This is a genomic window from Paenibacillus sp. D2_2 (assembly GCF_031199965.1).
Taxonomy (GTDB): domain Bacteria; phylum Bacillota; class Bacilli; order Paenibacillales; family Paenibacillaceae; genus Fontibacillus.
Map to the genome: position 1 here is coordinate 5,144,028 of NZ_CP133605.1, position 22,795 is coordinate 5,166,822.

Annotated in this window: 22 protein-coding genes and 2 pseudogenes; 7 read left to right on the forward strand and 17 right to left on the reverse strand. The window is 47.5% G+C overall.

Annotated elements, in window-relative coordinates; all coding sequences use genetic code 11:
* Positions 1 to 40 precede the first annotated feature (40 nt).
* The 7 genes from RE628_RS26405 (at position 41) to RE628_RS26435 (ending at position 7,096) form a co-directional block, all read left to right on the forward strand.
* Positions 41 to 484, forward strand: a complete 444-nt coding sequence (locus RE628_RS26405; RefSeq protein WP_309156308.1) for a hypothetical protein — start codon at positions 41 to 43, stop codon at positions 482 to 484.
* Positions 485 to 864: 380 nt separating this feature from the next.
* Entirely contained in the window at positions 865 to 1,182 is a 318-nt protein-coding gene (locus RE628_RS26410) for a WXG100 family type VII secretion target (RefSeq protein ID WP_309156310.1), read from the forward strand.
* 25 nt (positions 1,183 to 1,207) lie between these two features.
* Positions 1,208 to 1,822: a hypothetical protein gene (locus tag RE628_RS26415; RefSeq protein WP_309156313.1), complete on the forward strand. Its 615-nt coding sequence runs from the start codon at positions 1,208 to 1,210 to the stop codon at positions 1,820 to 1,822.
* Positions 1,823 to 1,893: 71 nt separating this feature from the next.
* The gene (locus RE628_RS26420; protein ID WP_309156315.1) at positions 1,894 to 2,388 is read left to right on the forward strand and encodes a hypothetical protein; all 495 of its coding nucleotides are present in this window, start codon (positions 1,894 to 1,896) and stop codon (positions 2,386 to 2,388) included.
* A 70-nt stretch (positions 2,389 to 2,458) separates the two neighbouring features.
* Entirely contained in the window at positions 2,459 to 3,196 is a 738-nt protein-coding gene (locus RE628_RS26425; RefSeq protein ID WP_309156317.1) for a hypothetical protein, read from the forward strand.
* A 14-nt stretch (positions 3,197 to 3,210) separates the two neighbouring features.
* Positions 3,211 to 5,646: an Mbeg1-like protein gene (locus RE628_RS26430; protein WP_309156319.1), complete on the forward strand. Its 2,436-nt coding sequence runs from the start codon at positions 3,211 to 3,213 to the stop codon at positions 5,644 to 5,646.
* Between the two features lie 211 nt (positions 5,647 to 5,857).
* Positions 5,858 to 7,096 carry a CynX/NimT family MFS transporter gene (locus RE628_RS26435; protein WP_309156321.1) on the forward strand — a complete coding sequence of 413 codons (1,239 nt, stop codon included), beginning with the start codon at positions 5,858 to 5,860 and terminating at the stop codon, positions 7,094 to 7,096.
* Positions 7,097 to 7,189: 93 nt separating this feature from the next.
* On the opposite strand, the gene RE628_RS26440 is transcribed toward RE628_RS26435, so the two are convergent.
* From RE628_RS26440 to prfB, 17 genes and pseudogenes are all read right to left on the reverse strand, one after another.
* Positions 7,190 to 7,954 (reverse strand): hypothetical protein, encoded by a 765-nt coding sequence (locus RE628_RS26440; protein WP_309156323.1) that lies wholly within the window; start codon positions 7,952 to 7,954, stop codon positions 7,190 to 7,192.
* Position 7,955: 1 nt separating this feature from the next.
* Entirely contained in the window at positions 7,956 to 8,306 is a 351-nt protein-coding gene (locus RE628_RS26445; protein WP_309156325.1) for a hypothetical protein, read from the reverse strand.
* Positions 8,303 to 8,680, reverse strand: a complete 378-nt coding sequence (locus tag RE628_RS26450) for a hypothetical protein (protein WP_309156327.1) — start codon at positions 8,678 to 8,680, stop codon at positions 8,303 to 8,305. Before RE628_RS26450 ends, RE628_RS26445 begins: the two co-directional genes overlap by 4 nt.
* Before the next feature lie 4 nt (positions 8,681 to 8,684).
* The gene (locus RE628_RS26455) at positions 8,685 to 9,329 is read right to left on the reverse strand and encodes a YhbD family protein (RefSeq protein WP_309156328.1); all 645 of its coding nucleotides are present in this window, start codon (positions 9,327 to 9,329) and stop codon (positions 8,685 to 8,687) included.
* Between the two features lie 156 nt (positions 9,330 to 9,485).
* Positions 9,486 to 9,695 carry a hypothetical protein gene (locus RE628_RS26460; RefSeq protein WP_309156329.1) on the reverse strand — a complete coding sequence of 70 codons (210 nt, stop codon included), beginning with the start codon at positions 9,693 to 9,695 and terminating at the stop codon, positions 9,486 to 9,488.
* Positions 9,671 to 9,982: a methyl-accepting chemotaxis protein gene (locus tag RE628_RS26465; RefSeq protein ID WP_309156330.1), complete on the reverse strand. Its 312-nt coding sequence runs from the start codon at positions 9,980 to 9,982 to the stop codon at positions 9,671 to 9,673. Before RE628_RS26465 ends, RE628_RS26460 begins: the two co-directional genes overlap by 25 nt.
* The gene (locus RE628_RS26470) at positions 9,921 to 11,186 is read right to left on the reverse strand and encodes a methyl-accepting chemotaxis protein (RefSeq protein ID WP_309156331.1); all 1,266 of its coding nucleotides are present in this window, start codon (positions 11,184 to 11,186) and stop codon (positions 9,921 to 9,923) included. The genes RE628_RS26465 and RE628_RS26470 overlap by 62 nt, the downstream gene beginning before the upstream one ends.
* Complete coding sequence (locus RE628_RS26475) at positions 11,155 to 11,487, reverse strand: hypothetical protein (RefSeq protein ID WP_309156332.1); 333 nt, start codon at positions 11,485 to 11,487, stop codon at positions 11,155 to 11,157. Before RE628_RS26475 ends, RE628_RS26470 begins: the two co-directional genes overlap by 32 nt.
* A gap of 300 nt (positions 11,488 to 11,787) precedes the next feature.
* Positions 11,788 to 13,203 carry an argininosuccinate lyase gene (gene argH, locus RE628_RS26480; protein WP_309156333.1) on the reverse strand — a complete coding sequence of 472 codons (1,416 nt, stop codon included), beginning with the start codon at positions 13,201 to 13,203 and terminating at the stop codon, positions 11,788 to 11,790.
* Positions 13,204 to 13,243: 40 nt separating this feature from the next.
* Positions 13,244 to 14,479 (reverse strand): argininosuccinate synthase, encoded by a 1,236-nt coding sequence (locus tag RE628_RS26485; RefSeq protein ID WP_309156334.1) that lies wholly within the window; start codon positions 14,477 to 14,479, stop codon positions 13,244 to 13,246.
* A 227-nt stretch (positions 14,480 to 14,706) separates the two neighbouring features.
* Positions 14,707 to 15,669, reverse strand: a complete 963-nt coding sequence (gene argF, locus RE628_RS26490; protein WP_309156335.1) for an ornithine carbamoyltransferase — start codon at positions 15,667 to 15,669, stop codon at positions 14,707 to 14,709.
* The gene (locus RE628_RS26495) at positions 15,666 to 16,856 is read right to left on the reverse strand and encodes an acetylornithine transaminase (protein ID WP_309156336.1); all 1,191 of its coding nucleotides are present in this window, start codon (positions 16,854 to 16,856) and stop codon (positions 15,666 to 15,668) included. Before RE628_RS26495 ends, argF begins: the two co-directional genes overlap by 4 nt.
* A 37-nt stretch (positions 16,857 to 16,893) precedes the next feature.
* On the reverse strand, positions 16,894 to 17,733 hold the full coding sequence (gene argB, locus RE628_RS26500) for an acetylglutamate kinase (protein ID WP_309156338.1): 840 nt from the start codon (positions 17,731 to 17,733) through the stop codon (positions 16,894 to 16,896).
* A gap of 225 nt (positions 17,734 to 17,958) precedes the next feature.
* Positions 17,959 to 19,195 (reverse strand): annotated as a pseudogene (gene argJ, locus RE628_RS26505) (bifunctional glutamate N-acetyltransferase/amino-acid acetyltransferase ArgJ).
* A gap of 87 nt (positions 19,196 to 19,282) precedes the next feature.
* Positions 19,283 to 20,335 carry an N-acetyl-gamma-glutamyl-phosphate reductase gene (gene argC, locus RE628_RS26510; RefSeq protein ID WP_309156339.1) on the reverse strand — a complete coding sequence of 351 codons (1,053 nt, stop codon included), beginning with the start codon at positions 20,333 to 20,335 and terminating at the stop codon, positions 19,283 to 19,285.
* Positions 20,336 to 20,566: 231 nt separating this feature from the next.
* Positions 20,567 to 21,459: pseudogene (locus RE628_RS26515) on the reverse strand (YitT family protein).
* 143 nt (positions 21,460 to 21,602) lie between these two features.
* Positions 21,603 to 22,713 (reverse strand): peptide chain release factor 2 gene (gene prfB, locus RE628_RS26520; protein ID WP_309156340.1). Its coding sequence is split into 2 segments (ribosomal slippage): positions 21,603 to 22,640 and positions 22,642 to 22,713, totalling 1,110 coding nucleotides; the frame shifts between segments, so codons are not numbered across the junction.
* Positions 22,714 to 22,795 lie beyond the last annotated feature (82 nt).

Below are 22,795 nucleotides of genomic sequence, written 5' to 3' on the forward strand. Positions count from 1 at the left end.
ATCCGGCGATGAAGCAGGCGGCTTCTATCTCGCCCGTAAAGTGCTGCGTACCATATACGACTCCTTCTACCGGATGGGTACAGATACGGCCATGACCAAGCCAGTCATGGATCTCCTGAATGTAAGCCATAGATCGAAGTTTATCGAAGTCATGGTTGAAGGTACCGTGAAGCGGAACATCCCGAATAAGGAGCTCATGCAAATTTTATTCTCGACTGCTGATCAGGGCGATACCTCAGCCATTAACATCATTGATCAGACGGCCGAGCAGTTAGCCCGCTCCAGTGCAGGCTGCATGAACAATCTCGATTTCTCCCAGGAGGCGGTGGCCGATATTGTGCTCGCCGGATCCGTCTGGATCAAAGCCGAGAGCCCGTTGTTATTCGAGAAATATCAACAATATATGTCCCGTTGGGCTCCTTGCGATTGCCGTTACATTTTTCTCCAAGTTCCCCCGCTGCCGGAGCCGTACTATGGGCACTAGAGCTACTCCATGGTCAGCCCGTACATACCGAGCTCCGCCATAAGGTGATCCGTAGTATTGAACAGGTACAAGATGAACAGAGAGCTTCAGCAAGATCATAATATTTGATGAGTTTATACCATATAAATATAAGAGCCATCCTTAGGTAGATAACTAGCTCCTTAAGGATGGCTCTTTCTATTTTATAAGTTATATATTTAATACTGGATTTATAGTAAAATTAATCCAAACAAATCATTATGAACCGTTTGTCCAAATTTCCAAAAAACTGGTGCACCCGCGTGTTTATTATTCGTATATCCAGAATGATGTGGGGTACCGGAATATTATGAAATAGATGAATTTAGAACCCGTGAAAATTAAAGGGGGAGGAATGAATCGTGTATTCATCGAGTGAGATCCGTTTTACGGCCAGTAAGACTTCTCAAGGAGAAGCAGACCTGAAAAAGACAGAGAGACAGCTCAGTTCTGATGTTCAGGAGGCGGCTTCCTGGTGGAAAGGAAAAGCTGGCTCGGCGTTCAAGGATGACTACACGGGGCATACCAAGAGTGAGATTACCCGGCTATATGCGGAAATCCGGGATATTGAATTGGGGCTAGAACGATTAGCTCGAGAGGTTCAGATCGCTGATGATCGGCGTCGGGCCGAGGAAGCTAGAAAGGCTTTGGAACTGCAAAAACAACAGAAAGGCAAGTGATCAACCAACAAGGAGAGCGAATGTGATGCTAAATGAGAGACAATATCTACTGTTATGTCAATTGGCTGACACCGGATTACTGAAAGCGCAGTGTTCCGGAAGCGTGATGGAAATTACCCGAAGCCTGATACCATCTTTAACGTTACAGAAGCAGGCAGATTTGGCTGAGGCTATTTTAGGGTGCGCAAGCTTCGCCGAACTTGAGTTGAAAGAGCAACCCAGCAATGGGCGCCATTCGGATTGGATTCTATTTCTGAACAAAGAGCAGCAGCAAGGCATCGTAGTCATACTTCAGCCTAAGGAATCGGAAGTCCAAGGTGCATATTCGTTCCCATTGGATACCTTGGTGCAACCCATTCGAGAGCAATTACCACTTGGAGTTAACACGGTATTTACCGGATTAGGCCAGGGTGGCTGGCATGCCGCTGTACTTGCAGAAATGCTCGATACGGATGCTATTGTGTTTGGTGCGCCTACACAAGAGGAACTCCCGGGACGAACGATCAATTATATTGGTGAAAATGACCCGATAGGAGATCATACTGAAAAGGTTGTATTTATGAAAGAATCGGATAATCTCGGAGAAGAGGATATCGTCCCTCTTTTAGAAAGCTGGCCCTTGATGACAACGGGAAATTAGTCGTATCAGAACAAAGCGAGTTCTCCCGATTCGTAAGTTGGTTTTACAACACTGCTGGAACGGTAGAACCGGTGATATGGAAGTTCTTTTTTCCTGGAACGGAGGAAGAAGAAGTAGCTGTCCTTGCAGATCTTGGCATCTATTCTGTGTTCTTAAAAGTTGGCCAGCTTAACAATGAAAAGGTCCTCCGGTCTATCGACGAAATAGTGCGATATGCTACAGCGAAACTAGAGTCCTATCGCGGCCAACTAGCTGCCGAATTGGAAAAGCTGCCAGACGACAACTATGATCACCGGATTTCGGAAACGGCGCAAAAATATACGAAGCAGGCAGAGGTATTCATTATGCGTACGTTCGAAAGTGTCCAAACTGTGTTTATGGGCGCCGCTCTGTTTACCCTCGAGCAGGAATCGTTTAATACGAATACTTTCATTGACCGTTTTCATAGACAACTCCATGACTTATTGGATCAGGAATTAGAACGTGTCACAGAGTGCCTCGATCAAGTAATTGCTCGTCGGTTGGATCAATTCTTTCAACTCCCTCAATTTAATTTAGAATGGTGAGGCGGAATCTATGAGTCGACGGGTAGTAGAAAGATGAAAGCTCCATATTAACATTGTTGGGAGGAAGCTGATGAATCAATGGGCAGTACGAATATTACTCGTTGTTATAATAGGAACGATGATGATCTTAGGAGTGAGTGGATGTATGAATAAGAAACAACTGGCTGAGGAAAATAAACCAAACCCAGAAGTCATTAAAGAAAGAGTTTTGACCCATTTACAGGAGAAGTATGGTGAAGAATTCGTTCCGATTTCCTTTAACGGCAGCAGTTGGGCCTATGCCTACAATCAAATGTACCTATCTCCAAAGAATGGATCGGAATCGGATCGTTTCGAAGTCCGCATCGTGATCAATAAAGATGGAACCTACGATATAAGTGATGGATATTTTGGCATTTTAATCGCACCAAAATATGCGAAAGTGGTTTCCGAATTCTTAGGAGGAATATATAAAGATTTTAAGTTTTTCATCAATTTTGGCGAAGGTGTATTTCCAGATCGTTTGAACAAGAATACAAAGTTGGATGAAATTTATAATGCAAACGAGTTTTTTAACTCGGATATTACGGTGTTTGTAAAGGATGAATCGGCTAAGGGAATCGACACTATTGATAGTCTAAACAAGATTGCTGAGAAAATGATAGATAAGAAATTGGTCGGGAACGTGACCATTTATATCGTCAAGAATGAGAAGTTCGACTCTATAACGATGGAAGCCTTAAATGCGGTAAATGAGGATGAATACTTCATTGGTGACTATAATATTTTAATGATTGGTAAGGATTTAGAAATAATAAAAATAAGGTAGGGGGAGGACATCATGTGTCTGAACTAAGTGATCGTCAGTTAATTCTATTAGATAATTTGATATATCTTGATGATGTAGCAAATCGAAATAATAAAAAAGTTGAAGATATTGTAGATGATCTATTGAAAGGCGGACTGGACAAAAGCCGTACTGTAAAAGATGGTATTGTCAGCTACCCTGGTCTAATGACCCGAGAAGAATGGGTTACCGTATTAGAAGCCATTAGGAACGATCCCCAATTGACGAATTTAACCCTAAAACATGGCAACATCGGAAACGTATACGATAAAAATGGAAATATCATCGTTGATCAGAAAGGGAAATCCCTAGAAGTCGGTGCCCGTATGGCCACCTTTGTTGATTCCGATAAGAATGCTACGGTTGTCTTCCGCGGTACTGCCGGAGACTATGAATGGTATGACAACGGGACGGGCGGATATTTATCCGATACTGATATGCAAAAGCAGGCTTTGAAGTATATCGAAAGTCTACCCTATACCAACATTACGGTTACCGGCCATTCTAAGGGAGGCAACAAGGCTCAATACGTCGGGATTCTTTCTGATAAGGTGGCTCGGGTCCTATCTCTGGATGGACAGGGATTCTCGAAAGAATTCATTGAGAAATATCAAGATTTGATAAATAAGAATACGCATAAAATCACTTCTATCTCTGCGGAAAATGATTACGTAAACTGTCTGCTAATACCGGTAGCGGGGAAATTCATCTACATTGATACCGAGTATCAACAGGATTTCCTAAGGAATCATAGCCCCGGCATCGTGTTGGATGAAAACGGACATTTGCGTGATGTTGCCGAACAAGGGGCTATTCCACGGCTTGTTAACGACTTAACGATCTATTTAAACGCTAATATGAAAGAGCCGGATCGAAGTTATGCGATGGACGGACTATTGGCTTTACTGCAACACGGAGACGAAGGATTTCAAATAGTTAGCCAGGAACAGACTAATGAGAGCATCAAAATTGTGCTACCGTATGTAGCGGATTATCTTATAGAGAAAGCTACCCAAGGTGGAAAGGATTTTGGAAATCTGCTGGCAGCCACTATTGGGATGGCTATGATGCCTCAGGAATTCATGGATGACTTTTTGCGTTATTTGAAAATCAATGCAGACAATTTCAGCTACCTGAGTCAATTAAAGAAAGAAATATTCGCCATCTTGGGTCCTATAATCCGTGAGAAGCTGCAAGCCTTTGTATCAGATTTAGGGGATAAAATTGCAAATAAAGCTAAGGAAATTGCGGCTAGCATTTCTGAATTTGCCAGTAAAATCACAGACCGATGGGATGCTATGGTGGGCATAATCAATAACTTTATGTCGGATCTTAAAAATGCAGGTATAGCGGCCCTAGAAAAAATCAACCAATATAAAAATAAAATTTTCCAAGGTGTCCAAGACTTCGGGAATTGGGTTGCCGAAGGTACGCAAAAATCAGCCGACGCTGTCAAGAATGCTTGGAACAGTTCTGTCGATACAGTCAAAGGCTGGTTTGGAGTCGTTAAAGAGAAGACTACCCATGCAGTCAATGATCTGAAAGACGGGATAGAACATGTAGCCGATTTAACCCGTACTACCTACAATAAATGGGTTGATGCCTCGGTATCGAAAGCAAACGAGATCGGCAATTGGCTAGTAAGCAAGCTGGATCAGGCCCGAGATAAGATGAGGGAAATCGGCTCGAAAATCAACGCTTCATTCACTGCTTTTGTGGATAAATTAAAGGATGGCTGGGAGAGCCTCAAGGATCATATGAGGAGCCTGGCTAAAAAAGCCAAAGACGCAGCAGTCCAGACTTATGAAGGTATTGCGCGGTTTGCCCAGGCCTTGAGCCAGACGGTAAGTAGCTTTTGTGATAAGCTAGTCTCCACCTATAGACAAATCGTGGAAGGCATCAAGAATTCCTGGGATAAGCTCGTTAATAAGGTTACTAATCTATTCAGCGATCTAAAGAATACAGTCAGTATGAAGGTTATTGAATATAAGGAGAAAATGAAATTAATGGTGTCCTTGTCTAAGGATAAAGTGAAGGACCTGGGTAAACAAATTTATAATGGAACTAAACAGTTTACTAGCAAGGTCATAAAAGGAATGACCAGAATATCCGGAGGGCTTATTACGGTCAGCGTGGACCGGCTCAGTGATTTACAGACGAAGTTCAAACAGATGGACGACGATATCGTGTCTACAACAGGGCGGATCATGAGCGATGCGGACCGGATTGCGTCTGACATCTCGCGTGCCTATAGCGAATCTAACGTACAAAGCCAAATTCGTCAGCTTCAGAAGGCGATTGACAATGTCCGAAATCGCAGCAGACGGATTGCTGCAGAAATGCAGCGTAAAACACATTCCATCATGATCGCACGCGATCAGTATCTGAAAGTCGAACAAATGGTGAGAAGCGAAATTCGAGGTTTGAGTTAATATACTGGTTCTGCATCTGCTTACTCCTTTTGTTGTAGTTGAAAATTACACAAAAGGAGTAAGCAGATGTTTTTTCTTTTCGTATAAATTTATCTATTGATTGCAAAAGTTTTCATGTGCTATCGTTAAATGAACTTTTTAAATACATACATTTCACTCCCGAATTAATATTAAATATTCGGTAGAAATCGGAAGGTGGCTAGCAGTAAATATGAAATCCAATGAGGTTACCGCTGATCCCAAGGCTAAAGCCTTACATGCGACCAAATCAGCCACGCCGCTGCTCTTTATAGCGGTTCTATTGACCGCTGCTACTCTTCGATCGCCATTAACAGGCGTCGGATCGCTCATCACGCAAATCCAGGCCTCAACAGGACTTACGCATACGATGGCTGGCATGCTAACAACGCTTCCGTTGATTGCCTTTGGCCTGTTCGCCCTAGTCGCGCCGAAGCTCTCAAGTCGCTTCGGCATGGAGCTTACCCTACTCGTTAGCACTGCGCTCCTGATCGTTGGCATTCTAGTTCGCTCTGTGCCAGGTATCGCCCCTCTATTCATGGGTACTGCGTTAGCCGGCATTGCTATTGCGATATGTAATGTCCTCGTTCCCGGCTTAATCAAGCGTGATTTCCCACGGCAAATCGGGATGATGACTGGATTGTATTCATCATTCATGAATCTATGGGCAGCGATTGCCTCAGGAATCAGTATTCCGCTCTCACTGACCTTCCTTGGCTGGCGCGGATCACTGGCCATCTGGGCCGTACTGGCCTTAGCTACGGCATTAACGTGGCTGCCTCTATTACGCCGTACGAGTATGGCTAACAAAGTAAAGCCTGACGTTGCTCGAAATACCGACGCGCAGAAATCAGTTCAAGTATGGCGCTCTCCCGTTGCTTGGCTCGTTACAATCTATATGGGATTCCAATCCATTATGTTCTACATCGGGGTATCCTGGTTGCCAGAAATTTTACATGAACAAGGTATGGATATGGCTAAGGCGGGCTGGATGCTCTCGCTCATGCAAATTCTAAGCATGATCGGCTCCTTCGTAATGCCACTGATTGCTACGCGATCACAAGATCAGAGATGGATTACCGCTGCATCCTCCGCCTTCTTCCTGCTCGGCTTCGGCGGTGTATGGATCGGGCCGCATCATCTAGCACCGTTATACATTATGTTAATCGGACTTGGCTGCGGCACCACCTTCAGTCTGGTCATAACTTTCTTCTCGCTGCGCTCACATACATCCGAACAGGCAGCGGCCATGTCAGGTATGTCCCAATCGATCGGATATTTACTGGCTGCAGTTGGCCCGACCCTATTCGGCTACATCCATGACGTTAGCGGCGGCTGGAATGCCCCGCTGGCCACAATCGTTTCAATGTCTATACTGACCATTGTCTTCGGATATGCTGCCGGACGTAAGGGCTATATCAGTTCTAAATAAGAGGATCCCCTATAATGACAAAAAAAGGCTTCTTTTGCCCGTTTAGCTACTACTAAGCTGAACTACAGACAAAAGAAGTTTTTTTATTCCGACCTATAGCCCAACGTACCTGCTATCCTCAATCACGGCATCTTTATCTTGCTTCAAACTCTCCCGATACTCCACCAGACCGATTTGACAGCCCTTTCCGATGATTACAGTTGAACCGCGTACCACTCTAGCAATCGTATTCTCCAGATATAGACGATCTCCCTCGATCACTTCGGTCTCCAATTGCGGCAGACCCTTGAATGTGAATAACGAGACCCATTTCTGAACGGTGCTTGGCTCGATCTTGATCTCTCCACCCACAACCTCGGCGACTGCGCTCTTGCCATAGAGATCGATTTCGATCTTATCCGCGTTGAGCATACCGTTCACTTGCAGTGCTCCCCTCAATCGGAAATACTCAGCCTGGATGTCATGACGGACTGTACAATTCCCGAAGATCTGAATCTCCTCGCCGGATATCCGGTTGCCAACCGTAACATCTCCAATGAAATTTGTCTTGGCCGCAGACAGATCTCTACCAATCCGCAAGTTCCCTGTTATCGCCAGGCTACCGCCCTGCAAATCCTCCGTCGTTCTGATCTCACCCGTCGATTTGAGGCTCTCAGCACGTAGACTTCCTTCCACGTCCAAGTTGCCGGTACCCCTGAATTTGGAGCAAACAATATCACCGTCAATCTTTGCATCGCCAAGAATCTTAACATTATCGAATATTCCGCCGTTCGAATTGCTGTTGCCGATAATCCGCAAATCAGAGCGATGCTCATTATCCCCTACAGCCATGTCCATTCCACCTTTTGAATTATTCATATTACACCTGCTCCGCGCTGCCAACCGAAGCCTTCGGATCAATCTCACAGTGCTGCTTATATTCAACCCGTTCAATCTCGCAGCCAGGTCCTACCTTCACCATATTCCCGCGAACGATTCTAGCCCGCGTCTCCTCTAACTCAACGATATCGCCTTCAATAGAGTCGACGGTCAGCTTCGCTGCCAAAGAGGATGACAACAGACTTAACAATCTTCGCGGAGAAGCCAGCTTCCTTCTTACTACAATTCGTTCACCGCCGATTTCATGTGCCTGGCTACTTCCCTCCAGAAGAATCTCTAACTCCCCAGCATTAATCATCCCACCAGCGCGAATCTGACCGTGAACCTTCAAGCGCTCAAACTCTGCATTTTCCCCGTCTTCATTCCACCATCGACCTTGGCGTTCTCACCGGTTATTCCTCCGGTCGCCGTCAGCATCCCGTTAATATCCATCTCATCGTATTTCACAGATCCATCCACTTTCAGCATGCCGTCAACCCGCAGTTCACCACCGCGAATCGATCCCGATGCATTGCCAGTTCCGTTCATACGGAATTTGCCCGCTTCAACAGACTCTTTCACCTTCAACGTACCGTTAGCTGTTAGTGACTCGCAGACAACTTCGCCGTTCAAAGTCGCAAGCCCATCAGCTACAATCTTTCCATAGACTCCACCGGCAACCTGGCCGATTCCATTAATCTTTAGATCCTTGAATTCATTCCCCATGAACTTAACCCTCACTCCTATTTACAAGTAGTTTTAGTTCTTCAGTACATTGTGCCAGCGATAGATGGGCGACAATCTTCACCCCAGGATCCATATAAATCTCCTGATCATTAGGGACGAGAAGAAAAACCGATACTCCCATTTTACGAATCAAAATAATCCCGCATTCCATACCCGCCATCCGCGGCAGATGCTCATTCATCGCCTGAATCAGAAGTCGCCCTTCGTCCAACGCAATATCCCCACTCTGAAGCCACCGATCCAGCACATAAATGCTTAGCAGCTTATCGAACTCGAATATCATATGCTGCGCCGCAGGATCAACCGTTTCAATATATAAATTCAGGGCAGATGATGTAACAATATTACGCTCCATGATTTCCCCTGCTGTTAATTGGATATCAGTCAGACTTGGTGAGAATACATCTGCCAGTGCATCCAGAGACAGATCATCCTTCATATTCAGAATCCTGTCGATCCGCTGTATAATCCTGTCGCGTGGGAAGAAGGTCTCCTGCCCCGTGAAGGACGATTTGCGGATGAACCACTGTTCGGGAATCAAATTTTTTCGTTTCCAACGATATAGCTGCCCATAGGATATTCCGGTCAAATCCAGCAGTTCTTTTTTAGATATTAAGTCCTCGCTCATTCATATACCCCTTTCCTACGAAAATAATGTAACATAACATTGTTACGTTGTAAAGTTGGCAAAATTACTACATTACTCTCCCTTTGAAACTGTGGACAAAAAAAGTCTCCAACGCATTAACTAAATACGTTAGAGACTTGATTTTAAGGTCTGACTTTATTCTTTATCGAATTTAAAATACTCCACCTGGCTGTTCATTTCGGTTGCGATCTTAGCCAAGCCCTCCGCCGCAGAAGCGATCTCCTGTATCGAAGCAAGCTGCTGCTCCGTCGCTGCCGTAACACTCTGGAAGGAATCCTGGCTCTTGGCCGACGTATCGGCAATACGGGCAACCGAAGCCGTTACCTGATCCGCGCTGGCCGACATTTGTTCTGTAATGGCCGATACATCCTGAATCTGCTCGATAATCTGCTTGGTCGACTGCTCGATTTGTTGGAACGCCGTCTGCGCATCCCCGTAACGGTCATACCAAGCTCTACATTAGTAACCACATCCTGACTCATTTTCGCATAAGCTCGTTCCGTTAATTCAGCCATCATGGTTAAGCTCTGCTGAATCTTCTCAACCGTTAGCTTAGATTGTTCAGCCAGCTTACGCACCTCTCCAGCTACAACGGCGAATCCTCTTCCTTCCTCGCCGCTCTGCCGCTTCAATCGCAGCGTTCAGAGCCAGCAGGTTCGTCTTCACCGAAATGTCCGACACCGCTGCGCTCATGTCTGTCACATGGGAGCTGATCTCGGTCATTTGACGAATCATTTCAGCCGATTCTGCCGTGGAACGGTGAATCTCATCCATCTGCGCTGCGACGATGGCCATTTTCTCATTGCCGATCTGAATGTCCTGCTCCGTCTGAGAAGAAGAGCTCGCGATATGATTGGATGCTTCGGCGATTCGATATATACCTTGAGACATCTCCTCCATCGCCCTTGCTCCCTCTGCTGAAGAGACCGCCTGTGCTTCCGCACCTGTGGAAGCATCCTGAACGAGGTCAACGACATGTTCTACCGCTTTGGAGTTATGCTCTGTGCTTGCTGTCAGCTCTTCGCTGGATGCCGCGAGTTGACTGGAGACTTCGGCCACGCTGCCAATAATTCCCCGTATCGACCCCACCATGTTGTTATAGTTAGCCGATAGTTGGCCGACTTCATCCTTGCTGCTAACAGCGACCTGCTCGTTCAGGTAGCCATCGCTGACCCTTTTCGAGGATATGTTCAGTCGTTCTATCGGCTTCGTAATCGCACGAACGACGAAATACAGCAGTCCAAGACCGACAACCAAAGATACACCTGACACAATCAGTGAGTTCCAGAATATAGGCATCGCAGCCTTTTTAATCTCATCTTCTTCCATAACTCCGACGACTTTAAATCCCGTCCATGAATTGGTCACGTAATACACCCGCTGTGGCTTTCCACTAACTGGACTAGTATAGTTGAGGAAGCCTGATATAGACGCCTTGATCTCATTAACATACTCCCCTTCAACCTCATCACCAATGGCTAGTGTCGGAGATGCCACAACATGATTCGTCCGATCAATGATATAAATAAATTTTCCTTTTCCTAATTCTACTTTTCCAACCATTTCATTGATTTTTGCTAGATCCAACGATATCGTCAATGCTCCTTGCCCATCGGCCAATGCATGACTAATGAGTAAGGTATATTTGCCCGTTATTGCCGAACGAAATGGATCGATAATCACGATTTGATCGGAATTTTCCATCGCAGCCTTATACCAATCACTCTTTCGCGGATCATAATCCTGTTTGCCAGAGCTCGGTGCCATCAACCAAGCGCCGTTATTGTTACCGACAACAACATCCTCAATCCCGGTGTTTCTCCTTAAAGAGCTCAATCAGACGTATCAATTCAGGTGATTTACTGTCAATCTGCTTCGAGTCTATCTCCATCACCAATTGTTCTAAATTCTGGACCTGAGCCTCAATAACACGATCCAAGGTATCCTCGAATTCAGTTGCACTGACCTTCACAATCTCATCTGTTTGCACCTGAAGCTGCTTCTTGGAACTCTCAAAGCTGCTATAGGCAATCAGAACATTTGGCACGATAAACATAACAGCGAACAATATGAATAATCGGTTACGCATAGTACGGACTTCTACTAGAGAATATAAACGTTTGATAATTCCCTTCAAAAAAAGCTCCTCCTACAATTTGATAGTATACTCAAAAGAGATGTACCTCCCCTACTATCCCCACCAAAAAATATGTATTTCAATGCTGTACTTTAGTATGTAGTGATTTCACATGACTTTTGAGGGTATATAGCGGGATATCCCTTTCTTCGACAAAATTCGTGCAAATGTTAATATGTATCTGAAATTTTCATGATAATTTCATAATATTTATTCACTAGGTTTCATAACGCAAAAAACCACCGCATCCACAAATGGACACGATGGTTCAATAGTTCAATACTACAGCGTATATTCGCTCTATTTACTCTTCTCCGTATATTCCACGACCCAATCAGCCGTTGCCACGAGTTTTGTCTCTGCACGCCCGATCGCTGCCGCTACTTGTTCGGAGGCCGTCCCGCCGTATACATTACGGGCATTGACTACCGCCTCAGGTTGCAGCACATCGTAGATGTTCTCGTCGAACAAGGAAGAGAATTGCTTGAATTCCTCCAACGTCAGATCGAGCAGGAACTTGTTATTTTGAATGCAATACAGCACGGTCTTTCCGATGACCTCATGTGCTTGGCGGAAAGGCATGCCTTTATTAGCCAGAAAATCGGCAATATCGGTCGCGTTGGAAAAATCCTTGTTGACCGCATCGCGCATCTGACCTCTGTTCACCTTCATCGTAGCGATCATTGGAGCGAATAGCTTGAGCGCCCCCTGCAACGTCTCTACCGTATCGAACATGCCTTCCTTGTCCTCCTGCATGTCCTTGTTATAGGCCAATGGCAGTGATTTGAGGACAGTAAGCAGTCCCATCAGATTGCCGTAGACACGCCCGGTCTTACCACGCACCAGCTCTGGTACATCCGGATTCTTCTTCTGCGGCATAATGCTGCTTCCGGTGCAAAATGCGTCATCCAGCTCAATGAAGCGGAACTCCGTGCTGCTCCATAGAACCAGTTCCTCGCTCAGACGCGATAAGTGCATCATCAGGATCGAAGCATCGGCCAGGAACTCGATAATGAAGTCGCGGTCGCTGACCGCATCCAGACTGTTCTCATAGACGCTGTCAAAGTGGAGCTGCTCGGCGACATAATGACGGTCGATCGGGAAGGTCGTCCCCGCTAGCGCTCCCGCACCAAGAGGAAGCACATTAATACGCCGGTAGCTATCTTGTAGACGCTCAATGTCCCGTTGGAACATTGATACATAGGCCATTAAATGATGCGCGAACAGAATCGGCTGAGCTCGCTGTAGATGCGTATACCCTGGCAGAATCGTCTCCTGATTCGCCTTGGCCTGCTCCAGCAGCGCTTCCTGCAGATCATGCAGCAGACCTACGAATTCTACCACCCGCTTGCGCAGGTATAGATGCATATCCGTTGCAACCTGGTCATTGCGACTGCGTCCAGTATGCAGCTTACCGCCTACAGGACCGATCTCATCGATAAGTTGCTTCTCGATATTCATGTGGATGTCTTCATTTTCAATAGAATACTCCAGTTCCCCGCGCCGAATTTGGCCAAGTACAGTATGAAGTCCCTCTTTAATCTTATCGACATCCTCTTCCGGCAGAATTCCGCATTTACCCAGCATACTCACATGTGCCAGACTTCCCTGCACATCTTCCTCTGCCAGTAGCTTATCAAAGCCGATCGATGCCGTATATTGTTCAACCAGCCTGTTCGTCTGCTTCGTAAAACGTCCGCCCCACAGCTTGCTCACCTGACCCACTCCTATCCTCTAATCTATGTCATAAATCTGCTTATTTATTGTTCTGCTCTACTCCAGAGCTTACCTTCAGACGCAATGCGTTCAGATGTATGAAGCCTGTGGCATCCCCTTGATCATAAGCCTGGGTAGGATCGGCTTCCATTGTAGCGATATTCGGATTGTAGAGACTTACCGGACTCTTCACGCCAGCGGCGATGATATTGCCTTTATACAGCTTCACGCGTACAGTACCCGTTACATTCTTCTGGCTCTCTGTGACCAATGCCTGCAGCGCGAGACGCTCCGGTGCGAACCAGAAGCCGTTGTATACGAGCGTGCTGTAGCGGGTAATCAGACTGTCGCGCAGATTCATGACTTCGCGGTCCATCGTCAGCGACTCCATCTTGCGGTGCGCTGTGAACAGAATCGTTCCGCCTGGGGTCTCATATACACCGCGGCTCTTCATACCTACAAAGCGGTTCTCTACCATATCAACGCGGCCGATGCCATGCTTGCCGCCTAGCTCATTTAGCTTATCCATAATGCCCAGCGGACTGAGCTGCTCCCCGTTAATAGCTATGCAGTTACCTTGCTCGAAATCCAGTTCAACATATTCCGCTTGATCCGGAGCATCCTCCGGCGATACGCTGAGCAGGTACATATCCTTATTTTCAGGTGCTGCCGCATCAAACCATGGATCCTCCAGCACACCGCTCTCATAGCTAATATGTAGCAAATTGCGGTCCATGGAATATGGCTTCGAAGCCGATGCAGTAACTGGGATACCATTTGCTTCGGCGTATTCGATCATCTCTGCCCGGCCTGGGAAACGGTCGCGGAACTCGTTCAGACGCCATGGTGCAATGACAGCGATCTCCGGTGCAATTGCAGCCGCCGCCATCTCGAATCTAACCTGGTCATTACCTTTGCCTGTCGCTCCGTGAGCGATCGCTGTTGCTCCCTCTTTACGAGCAATCTCCACCATCCGCTTCGCGATCAGTGGACGGGCGATACTCGTACCAAGCAAATACTGCCCTTCATACAACGCCCCAGACTGGAACATCGGATAAATGAAGTCCTTCGCGAACTCATCTTGCAAGTCATCGATATATACTTTGGAAGCACCGGTGGCAAGCGCCTTAGCCTCAAGCCCATCCAGTTCCTCCTTTTGACCGATATCCGCTGTAAACGCGATGATCTCCGCATCATAAGTTTCCTTCAACCACTTCAATATAACGGAAGTATCCAACCCTCCAGAATAAGCCAATACAATCTTCTGCTTCGCCATAGTTTCTCTTCCTCTCTTGTACTATATAAGTTGAAGTAATAACTGTGAGGAAGACGGCAACGGGTGAAATGTTCTTCCGATCGCTGTTGTTCGCGGATTTCTTGATTTAATAGAATCCAACAAGGTAGAAATCCGTTCACAAAGGCGAACGCTACGCTTCTCCAGAATCATTTCACCCTTTTGCATGTCCCCTGCTTTTTTGAGTTCAACTTATATAGGATTTATATTTATCCCATTAATGCTGCCATTAGCGCTTTTTGCGCATGCAGACGGTTCTCAGCTTGATCAAAAATAATCGAATGCTTGCCGTCAATAACGCCCTCGCTAACTTCTTCCCCACGGTGAGCAGGCAGACAATGCATGAATACATAATCATCCTTAGCATAAGAAGCCAACTGTTCATCGACCTGATAATCTTTGAAGGCGATCTCGCGCAGCTTCTGTTCTTCCTCAAAACCCATGCTTGCCCAGACGTCCGAGTAGATCACATCGGCATCCTGAACCGCAGCCTTCGGATCATGAACCACTTCAATGATCGCACCCGTAGCCTTGGCGAACTCTTGCGCTTGCTGTACCACCGCGGCATCAGGTGCATAGCCTTCTGGACTTGCTACACTAACATGAACGCCCAATTTCGCTCCGCCAATCATCAGGGAATGCGCCATATTGTTGCCATCACCGACATAAGCGAGCTTGATGCCTTGCAGCTTGCCCTTGTGCTCATAGATCGTCTGATAATCCGCCAGCACCTGGCAAGGATGCGCCAGATCGCTTAGTCCATTGATGACTGGAATTGAAGAATACTTGGCTAAGTCAACCACCTTGTCATGCCCGAAGGTCCGAATCATAATCCCATCCAAATAACGGGACATTACCCCAGCTGTATCGGCAATCGTCTCACCACGACCCAACTGGATATCATTCTTGCTAAGGAACAGCGCATGTCCCCCCAGTTGATACGTCCCCACTTCAAAGGATACACGTGTCCGGGTCGAAGATTTCTCAAAAATCAGACCGACCGTTTTTCCCTTCAGCGGCTCATATACTTCTCCGTTCTTCTGCTTGCGCTTCAGCTCAATGGCCAAATCGATCAAATATTGAATCTCCTCGGTGGAGTAATCATCCATTTCCAAAAAATCACGGCCGTGCAAATTAAAAGTTTTGTCCGTCAATGGTTGAATTAGGCTCATAGTTTTGCTTCCTCCTTGCTCGTATGTGTTGCAATGATTGCTGCCAGTGTGTCCACAGCCTGATCGATCTCCTCACGGCTCACGTGTAGGTTCGGCAGAAGCCGAATGATGTTAGGACCCGCGGTTACAAATAGCAGCTTATTCTTCTGGCCTGCGGTAACAAGCTCAGCGACTGGTTCTGCGCACTCAATCCCAATCAAAAGGCCCATGCCACGAATATCCTTCACAAAAGACTGTCCGTCGAACACCTCTTTCAAGCGTTCAACTAGATATCTTCCGGCCTCCGCCGCCTTCTGCGGCGTATTCTCTTCCTTCATGGTCTCTAGTGTTGCAATGACCGAGGCTGCCGCTACCGGATTGCCACCGAAGGTAGAAGCGTGGCTCCCTGGAGAGAATGCTTCGCGCAAATATTCCTTGGCAAGCATCGCTCCTGCTGGTAGTCCGCTGGCGATCCCTTTGGCTGCGGTGAAGATGTCCGGCTCGATGTCGTATTGCTGATGAGCGAACCAGGAACCGGTGCGTCCCATTCCTGTCTGCACCTCATCAATAATTAGCAGTAGTCCTTGCTCCTTGCAGAGCGTGGAGAGACCCTGTACGAATTCAGGTTCTACCGGATAGACTCCACCTTCAGCCTGAATCATCTCAATCATAATCGCTGCCGTATGTGGGCCAATCGCCGCTTGCAGCGCATCCATATCGTACAGAGGAACCGTCTTGAAGCCTGCTGGAAGCGGAAGGAAGCCATCCTTCACCTTCTGCTGCCCAGTCGCCGTTAAGGTTGCCAGCGTACGTCCGTGGAAAGACTGCTCGAACGTAATCACTTCATAGCGGTCCACACCCTTGATTTTCTGATGATAACGACGGGCCAGCTTGATCGCCGCCTCATTCGCTTCAGCCCCACTATTACAAAAGAACACGGCATCCGCACAGCTGACCTCGGTCAACAATCGCGCCGCCTGCTCCTGCTGCGGAATCTGAAACAGATTCGAGACATGCCACAGCTCGTCGAGCTGCTCCTTCACTTTCTGTTTTACCTTCTCTGGAGCATGCCCAAGATTAGTCACCGCAAGACCGCTCATGAAATCGAGATAACGATTGCCTTGATCATCCCATAACCAACTACCATGCCCTTTGACCAAATTAATCGGATAACGCGAATAAGACGGGAAAAGTGCGCTTTGTGCCATGTTTTTCAACTCCTATTATTTAATATTGATATCTTTATTAGCCCATGCGTACGATCCGGGTACCGATCTTCTCACCGGATAATACCCGGCCCAGAATTCCCGGCTCGCTACCGTCCACAATAACAACCTCGTCTACCTTCCCCTGAATGCAGGCAATCGCCGCCCGCACCTTCGGGATCATACCGCCGTAGATTTCTCCGGTCAGAATCATATCTTCAATCTGTTGTACGGTTACTGTCTCAAGCACACGCTTCTCTCCGGCTGTGCTCTTAAGAATACCCGGAACATCCGTAACAACGATCATCTGCTTCACGCCCAGTACCGAAGCGACGGCCCCAGCTGCTGTATCGGCATTAATGTTATAGCGACTGCCATCCGTTCCTACGCCGACCGGTGCAATCACGGGAATATATCCAAGTTGCAGAACACCTTCGATCAATTCCGCGTTCACATCGGTCACATCGCCGACCAGGCCAACTTCTGCAGCGGCTTGCACCGGTTTGGCAATAATCAATCCACCGTCGACTCCCGACATCCCGAGCGCTTTGCCACCCGATTGACCGATGCGACGGACTACCTTCTTGTTAATGCTTCCGGCAAGCACCATCTCCACCACATCTAGCACTTCCTCGGAAGTATAGCGGAGCCCATTCACAAAGTGAGTCTCGATCCCTAGCTTATTCAAATTGTCTGAGATCGCCGGACCACCGCCATGAACGATAACAGGCTGTACGCCTTCGGCCTGCAGCTTTGCCAAATCGCTGTAGAAAGAATCCGGCAATTCCTCAAGCGTGCTGCCGCCGCACTTCATCACAAACGTGCCTTTCTCCCATTCCTGATTCATCAAGAGCTCGTTCCCCTCTAAAGCTGTCTCCATGTATGATCCTCCTTCTGATAGATTGATAGAGGTAGTTCAAAAAGTCCGATTTTGATCACGAAGTAAACACTGAATGCTTATTCGACATCGAATCTTGAATTCAGCCGGGCCTTCCGGTGCTCACGTACCAACTACGTACGCTCCGCTCCTCAGTCCCTAGCTTCATCCAACCTTCTCGGTGCTGAAAATCGACCTTTTTGAACACTCACTAATAGAAATATATTACTAAGTGCGGTATGCCGCGTTGATTCGTACATAGTCATAAGTTAGGTCGCAGCCCCAAGCCGTCGCTTTGCCTGGGCCATTATGAAGCTCAACATGAATCACGACCGTATCTCCCTGCAAATAGGAGAGGGCCTCCGCTTCGTCAAAAGCCACCGGCTGCGAGCCGGACAATACGGGGATGTTGCCGAGCTGGATATCAACGGTGTCTGGATTTACCGGCTCGCCGGCTCGCCCTACCGCCGCAATGATCCGACCCCAGTTCGCATCGGCACCAAATACCGCCGACTTCACAAGGCTGGAACCGATCACTGTCTTGGCAATTGCACGGGCCGACAGATCCGTGACCGCTCCGTTCACTGTCACCTCAACGAGACGCGTTGCCCCTTCGCCGTCGCGGGCAATCGCCTGGGCCAACGTCTGGCATACATGGCGGAAAGCAGCCGCGAAACTATCCCAATCGGGATGCCCTGGTGTCAACTCCGTATTGCCTGGCAAGGCCGCTGGCCATAGCAATCAGCATATCATTCGTACTCGTATCGCCATCTACTGTAATCATATTAAACGTTACATTCGTCGTCTCCCCTAGCAGGCTTTGCAATGCCTGCGGAGAAATCGCAGCATCCGTTGTTACGAATCCAAGCATCGTAGCCATATTCGGGTGAATCATCCCCGAGCCCTTGGCCGCTCCACCGATCGTCACTTCATGGCCGTCCACGGTAAGCGTTACACAGGATTCCTTCTTAACCAGGTCTGTCGTCAGGATCGCTTGGGCAAATTGGTCAGCACCTACTTCGCCTACCGCCAGCGCTGCTGGCAGGCCCGCGATCCCGCGGGCTACGCGGTCCATCGGCAGCAATTCGCCGATGACGCCAGTGGAAGCAACGGCCACCTCGCTTGCAGCGAGGCCAAAAGCGTCCGCAGCTGCCGCGCGCATCGCATATGCGTCGGCCTCGCCCTGGCGGCCAGTGCATGCGTTGGCGTTGCCGCTGTTCACGACCACAGCCCGTAGCTGCCCGTTATTTAACGCGATAGATTCCCGCGTCACCTTCAGTGGTGCAGCCTGGAACACATTGGTCGTGTAGACCGCCGCCGCCGTCGCCGGCACCTCACAATATATCGCGCCGAGATCGTTGCGCGATGTCTTCTTCAAGCCGCAATGTAGCCCGCCGGCCTGGAATCCCTTCGGCGAAGTTATCGAGCCTTCCGGAACAATCTGAAACAAACTAACCACTCCCATGACGATCCTCTCCATTTCCTAAATCCTGTTTATCTTATGAATCTATTAATTTCGTCTACCATATCTCTATTCGCTGTTCGAATCCGATTATGGATACACAGGACTCAGCTTAAGTCCGGTCGTCTCGTCCCAGCCCATCATCAGATTCAAATTCTGTATCGCCTGACCGGCAGCACCTTTGACAACATTATCTGTCACAGCAACAATCGTGACTCTTCCGGTCCGCTCATCCACAGAAAATCCGATATCGCAATAGTTCGAGCCGAATACTTCCTTCGTCGCCTGCCATTTACCCGCTTCACGAATCCGTACAAACGGTCTCCCAGCATAAAATTCGCGGTATAACGATACAAGTCCTTCTTCTGTATAATCGCCCTGCAATTTCGCATACATCGTGCTCATAATTCCTCTCGTCATCGGCACCAAATGCGTCGTGAAGGTCACCGTCACCGGAGTTCCGGCAGCGAGCGTTAGCTCTTGCTCTATTTCTGGAATGTGCTGATGTTTATTTAATTTATATACTTTCATATTTTCATTCATTTCCGCGTAATGAGTCATCAGACTTGTTCCCCGTCCTGCACCAGATACGCCTGACTTGGCATCGATAATAATGCTTGTCGGATCAATCCAACCTGCGTCAAGAGCAGGAATCAGCCCAAGGAGTGTCGTGGTAGAATAGCAGCCAGGGTTGGAGATGAAGCTTGATCCGATCACCAGATCCCCGTTAATTTCACATAGTCCGTAAATTGCCTTATCCAGCCACTTCTGATCCGCCGCCTCATGCTTATACCATGTTTCATACGAAGTTCTATCCTTAATCCGGAAATCACCTGAAAGGTCAATAACGCGTAGCCCCACTTCAAGAAGCTGTGGCACCAGCTTGCTGCTGACTCCTGAAGGTGTTGCTGTGAACACGACGTCCGCTTTCTCGGCAATCTCCTGTGGATCAACTCCATCCAAATCCTGTACCATTAACTCTGACAAATGCGGGAAACCATCCGTAATCGGTTCGCCTGCGCTGGAGGATGAAATCACCGATACAATCTCTACATGCGGATGTCCCATTAAAAAACGAATCAGCTCCACGCCGCCGTAGCCCGTGGAACCAACGATTGCAACCTTTACTTTTACAGTATCCACTCTCTGTCCCCCTCTTCCTCTCCCTTGCTTATATACAATCAAATGTATAAATCCGTAATTAATATGTATTATTATACGGTCTGACTTATATAAATACAACCATTAATTATTTTAATTTTGGCTTCTCTAGAAATCGATAGAAGGAGAATTGAGCAACAAAAAAACACACCCTCTGGTCTTCACCAGAAAGAGTGTGCTTATAAAATTCTTTAGACGAATTCGGAGACTGTACTATAACCCCTCAACCCTCTTGAAGCCTTCTCCTAGAACTTCATGAGCATTTGTAATAATCACGAAAGCAGTCGGGTCAAGCGACTGCACCAACATCTTGAGTCTAGTTATCTCACTCTGACCAACGACGACCATGAGCACCGTGCGCTCCTCCCCAGTATATCCGCCGTGGGCATCCAGTTTGGTTAAGCCGCGGTCCAAATGCTTCAGCACCGCCTCGGATATTTCATCCGTCTTGTCAGCAATAATGTATGCCACCTTCGTATAATTGAAGCCGAGCTCAATCATGTCGATGATCTTACCAGTAATATAAAGTCCGATGAGAGCGTAAAGCGCCTTCTCAGGAGACAGAACAAACATAGCTATTAATATAACCATACCGTCCATCATCACGACACAGACCGATAAGTTCAACCGGGTTAGCTTCTGGATAATCTGGGCGAGCGTTGACAGTCCCCTGTCGATGCGCGACCTCGGAAGACAATTCCAAGCCCGAGTCCGACACCAATACCGCCATACAAAGAAGCTAACAACGGATCCGTCGTTGGAACAGACCAATCCTTTGTCAAGAAGACGAATAGTGGCAGTACAATAGTACCTAGCAAGGAGCGGATGGCATAGTTGCGCCCCAGCACCAGGTAGCCTGCTATAAATAAAGGAATATTGAGAGCCCATTGTGTATATGCTGGCTCAATGCCGAACACCGATTGGACAATAACCGAGATGCCGGAAACCCCACCAGATGCGATATTGCTTGGTAATAGAAATAGATTGAAGGCCAGAGCCGTAATAAATGAACCCAAAATAATCATGACCGTATCGATTGTATGACGAATCGGCCCGTTTACCGGAAAATATTCATTAAGCCTTCGTTTGCGGGTTGGTGACGACACCCCAGTTCCTCCTTAGCTATCATCTCAAAAAAATCCCTACACACCGGAAGAACTTGACGAGACATATTGGAGCCTGCTCTCCCCAGCTCTACCATGTAATGTGTAGGAATCGTTATTCTTTACATTCGTTATTAGACTAGCTATTAACCTTCAGTTCTGATCTGACTCCGCAAATAACCGTCAATAAATGCGTCCAAATCGCCGTCCATGACAGCACCAACGTTCCCGGTCTCTACCGAGGTACGATGATCCTTGACCATACTGTAAGGGTGGAATACGTACGAGCGAATTTGGCTACCCCAAGCGATATCAGATTGTTCACCGCGGATCTCATCCAGCGCTTTCTTCTGTTCCTCCAGCTTGCGTTCATAAAGCTTTGAACGGAGCATCGTCATTGCGCGCTCACGGTTCTTGATCTGCGAGCGTTCATTCTGACACGTCACGACGATCCCAGTTGGCAAGTGAGTAATCCGCACCGCAGAGTCAGTCGTATTGATATGCTGACCACCCGCACCGCTCGCCCGGTACGTATCGATCTTGAGATCCTCGGTACGAATCTCGATATCCACATCATCGGTAATCTCCGGTACTACATCGCAAGAAACGAACGAGGTATGTCTGCGGCCTGAGGAATCAAATGGCGATATCCGAACCAGACGGTGTACACCCTTCTCCGCCTTTAAATATCCGTAGGCATTGTAGCCCTTAATCAACAGCGTTACACTCTTGATTCCGGCTTCATCTCCCGGTAAGTAATCAAGTGTCTCGACTTTGAAGCCGCGTTTCTCTGCCCAGCGTGTATACATCCTTAGCAGCATAGAGCCCCAGTCCTGGGATTCTGTTCCTCCGGCACCTGGATGCAGCTCAAGAATCGCATTCATCTTGTCATATGGCTCACTCAACAGCAGTTGAAGCTCGAAATCTTCTAACTTCTTCAACAGCGATGTTACAGAGTTACTGATCTCCGACAATAATGACTCATCATTCTCCTCTTCAGCCAGTTCCGCCATCATCTCGATGTCGTCATACTCCTGCTGCAATGTATTGTATTGGTCGACAGAGGACTTCACAGCGTTCATCTCTGCGATTAATGCCTGGGCCTTGTCATTGTCATCCCAAAAGTCCGGTGCCGCCATCTTCTCTTCATAGTTCGCGATCATTTCCTGCTTCAGGTCTAAGTCAAAGAGACCCCCTAAGATTAGTTAGTCGCGTAGCTATCTCTCTCATATCATGCTTTACATTTGGATCGATCATGCTGTTCAATCACCTTCCTGTACGATTATTACGCTCATTTTATACATTTCTAGTGTTAATCACAATAGGACGCCCTATTAAA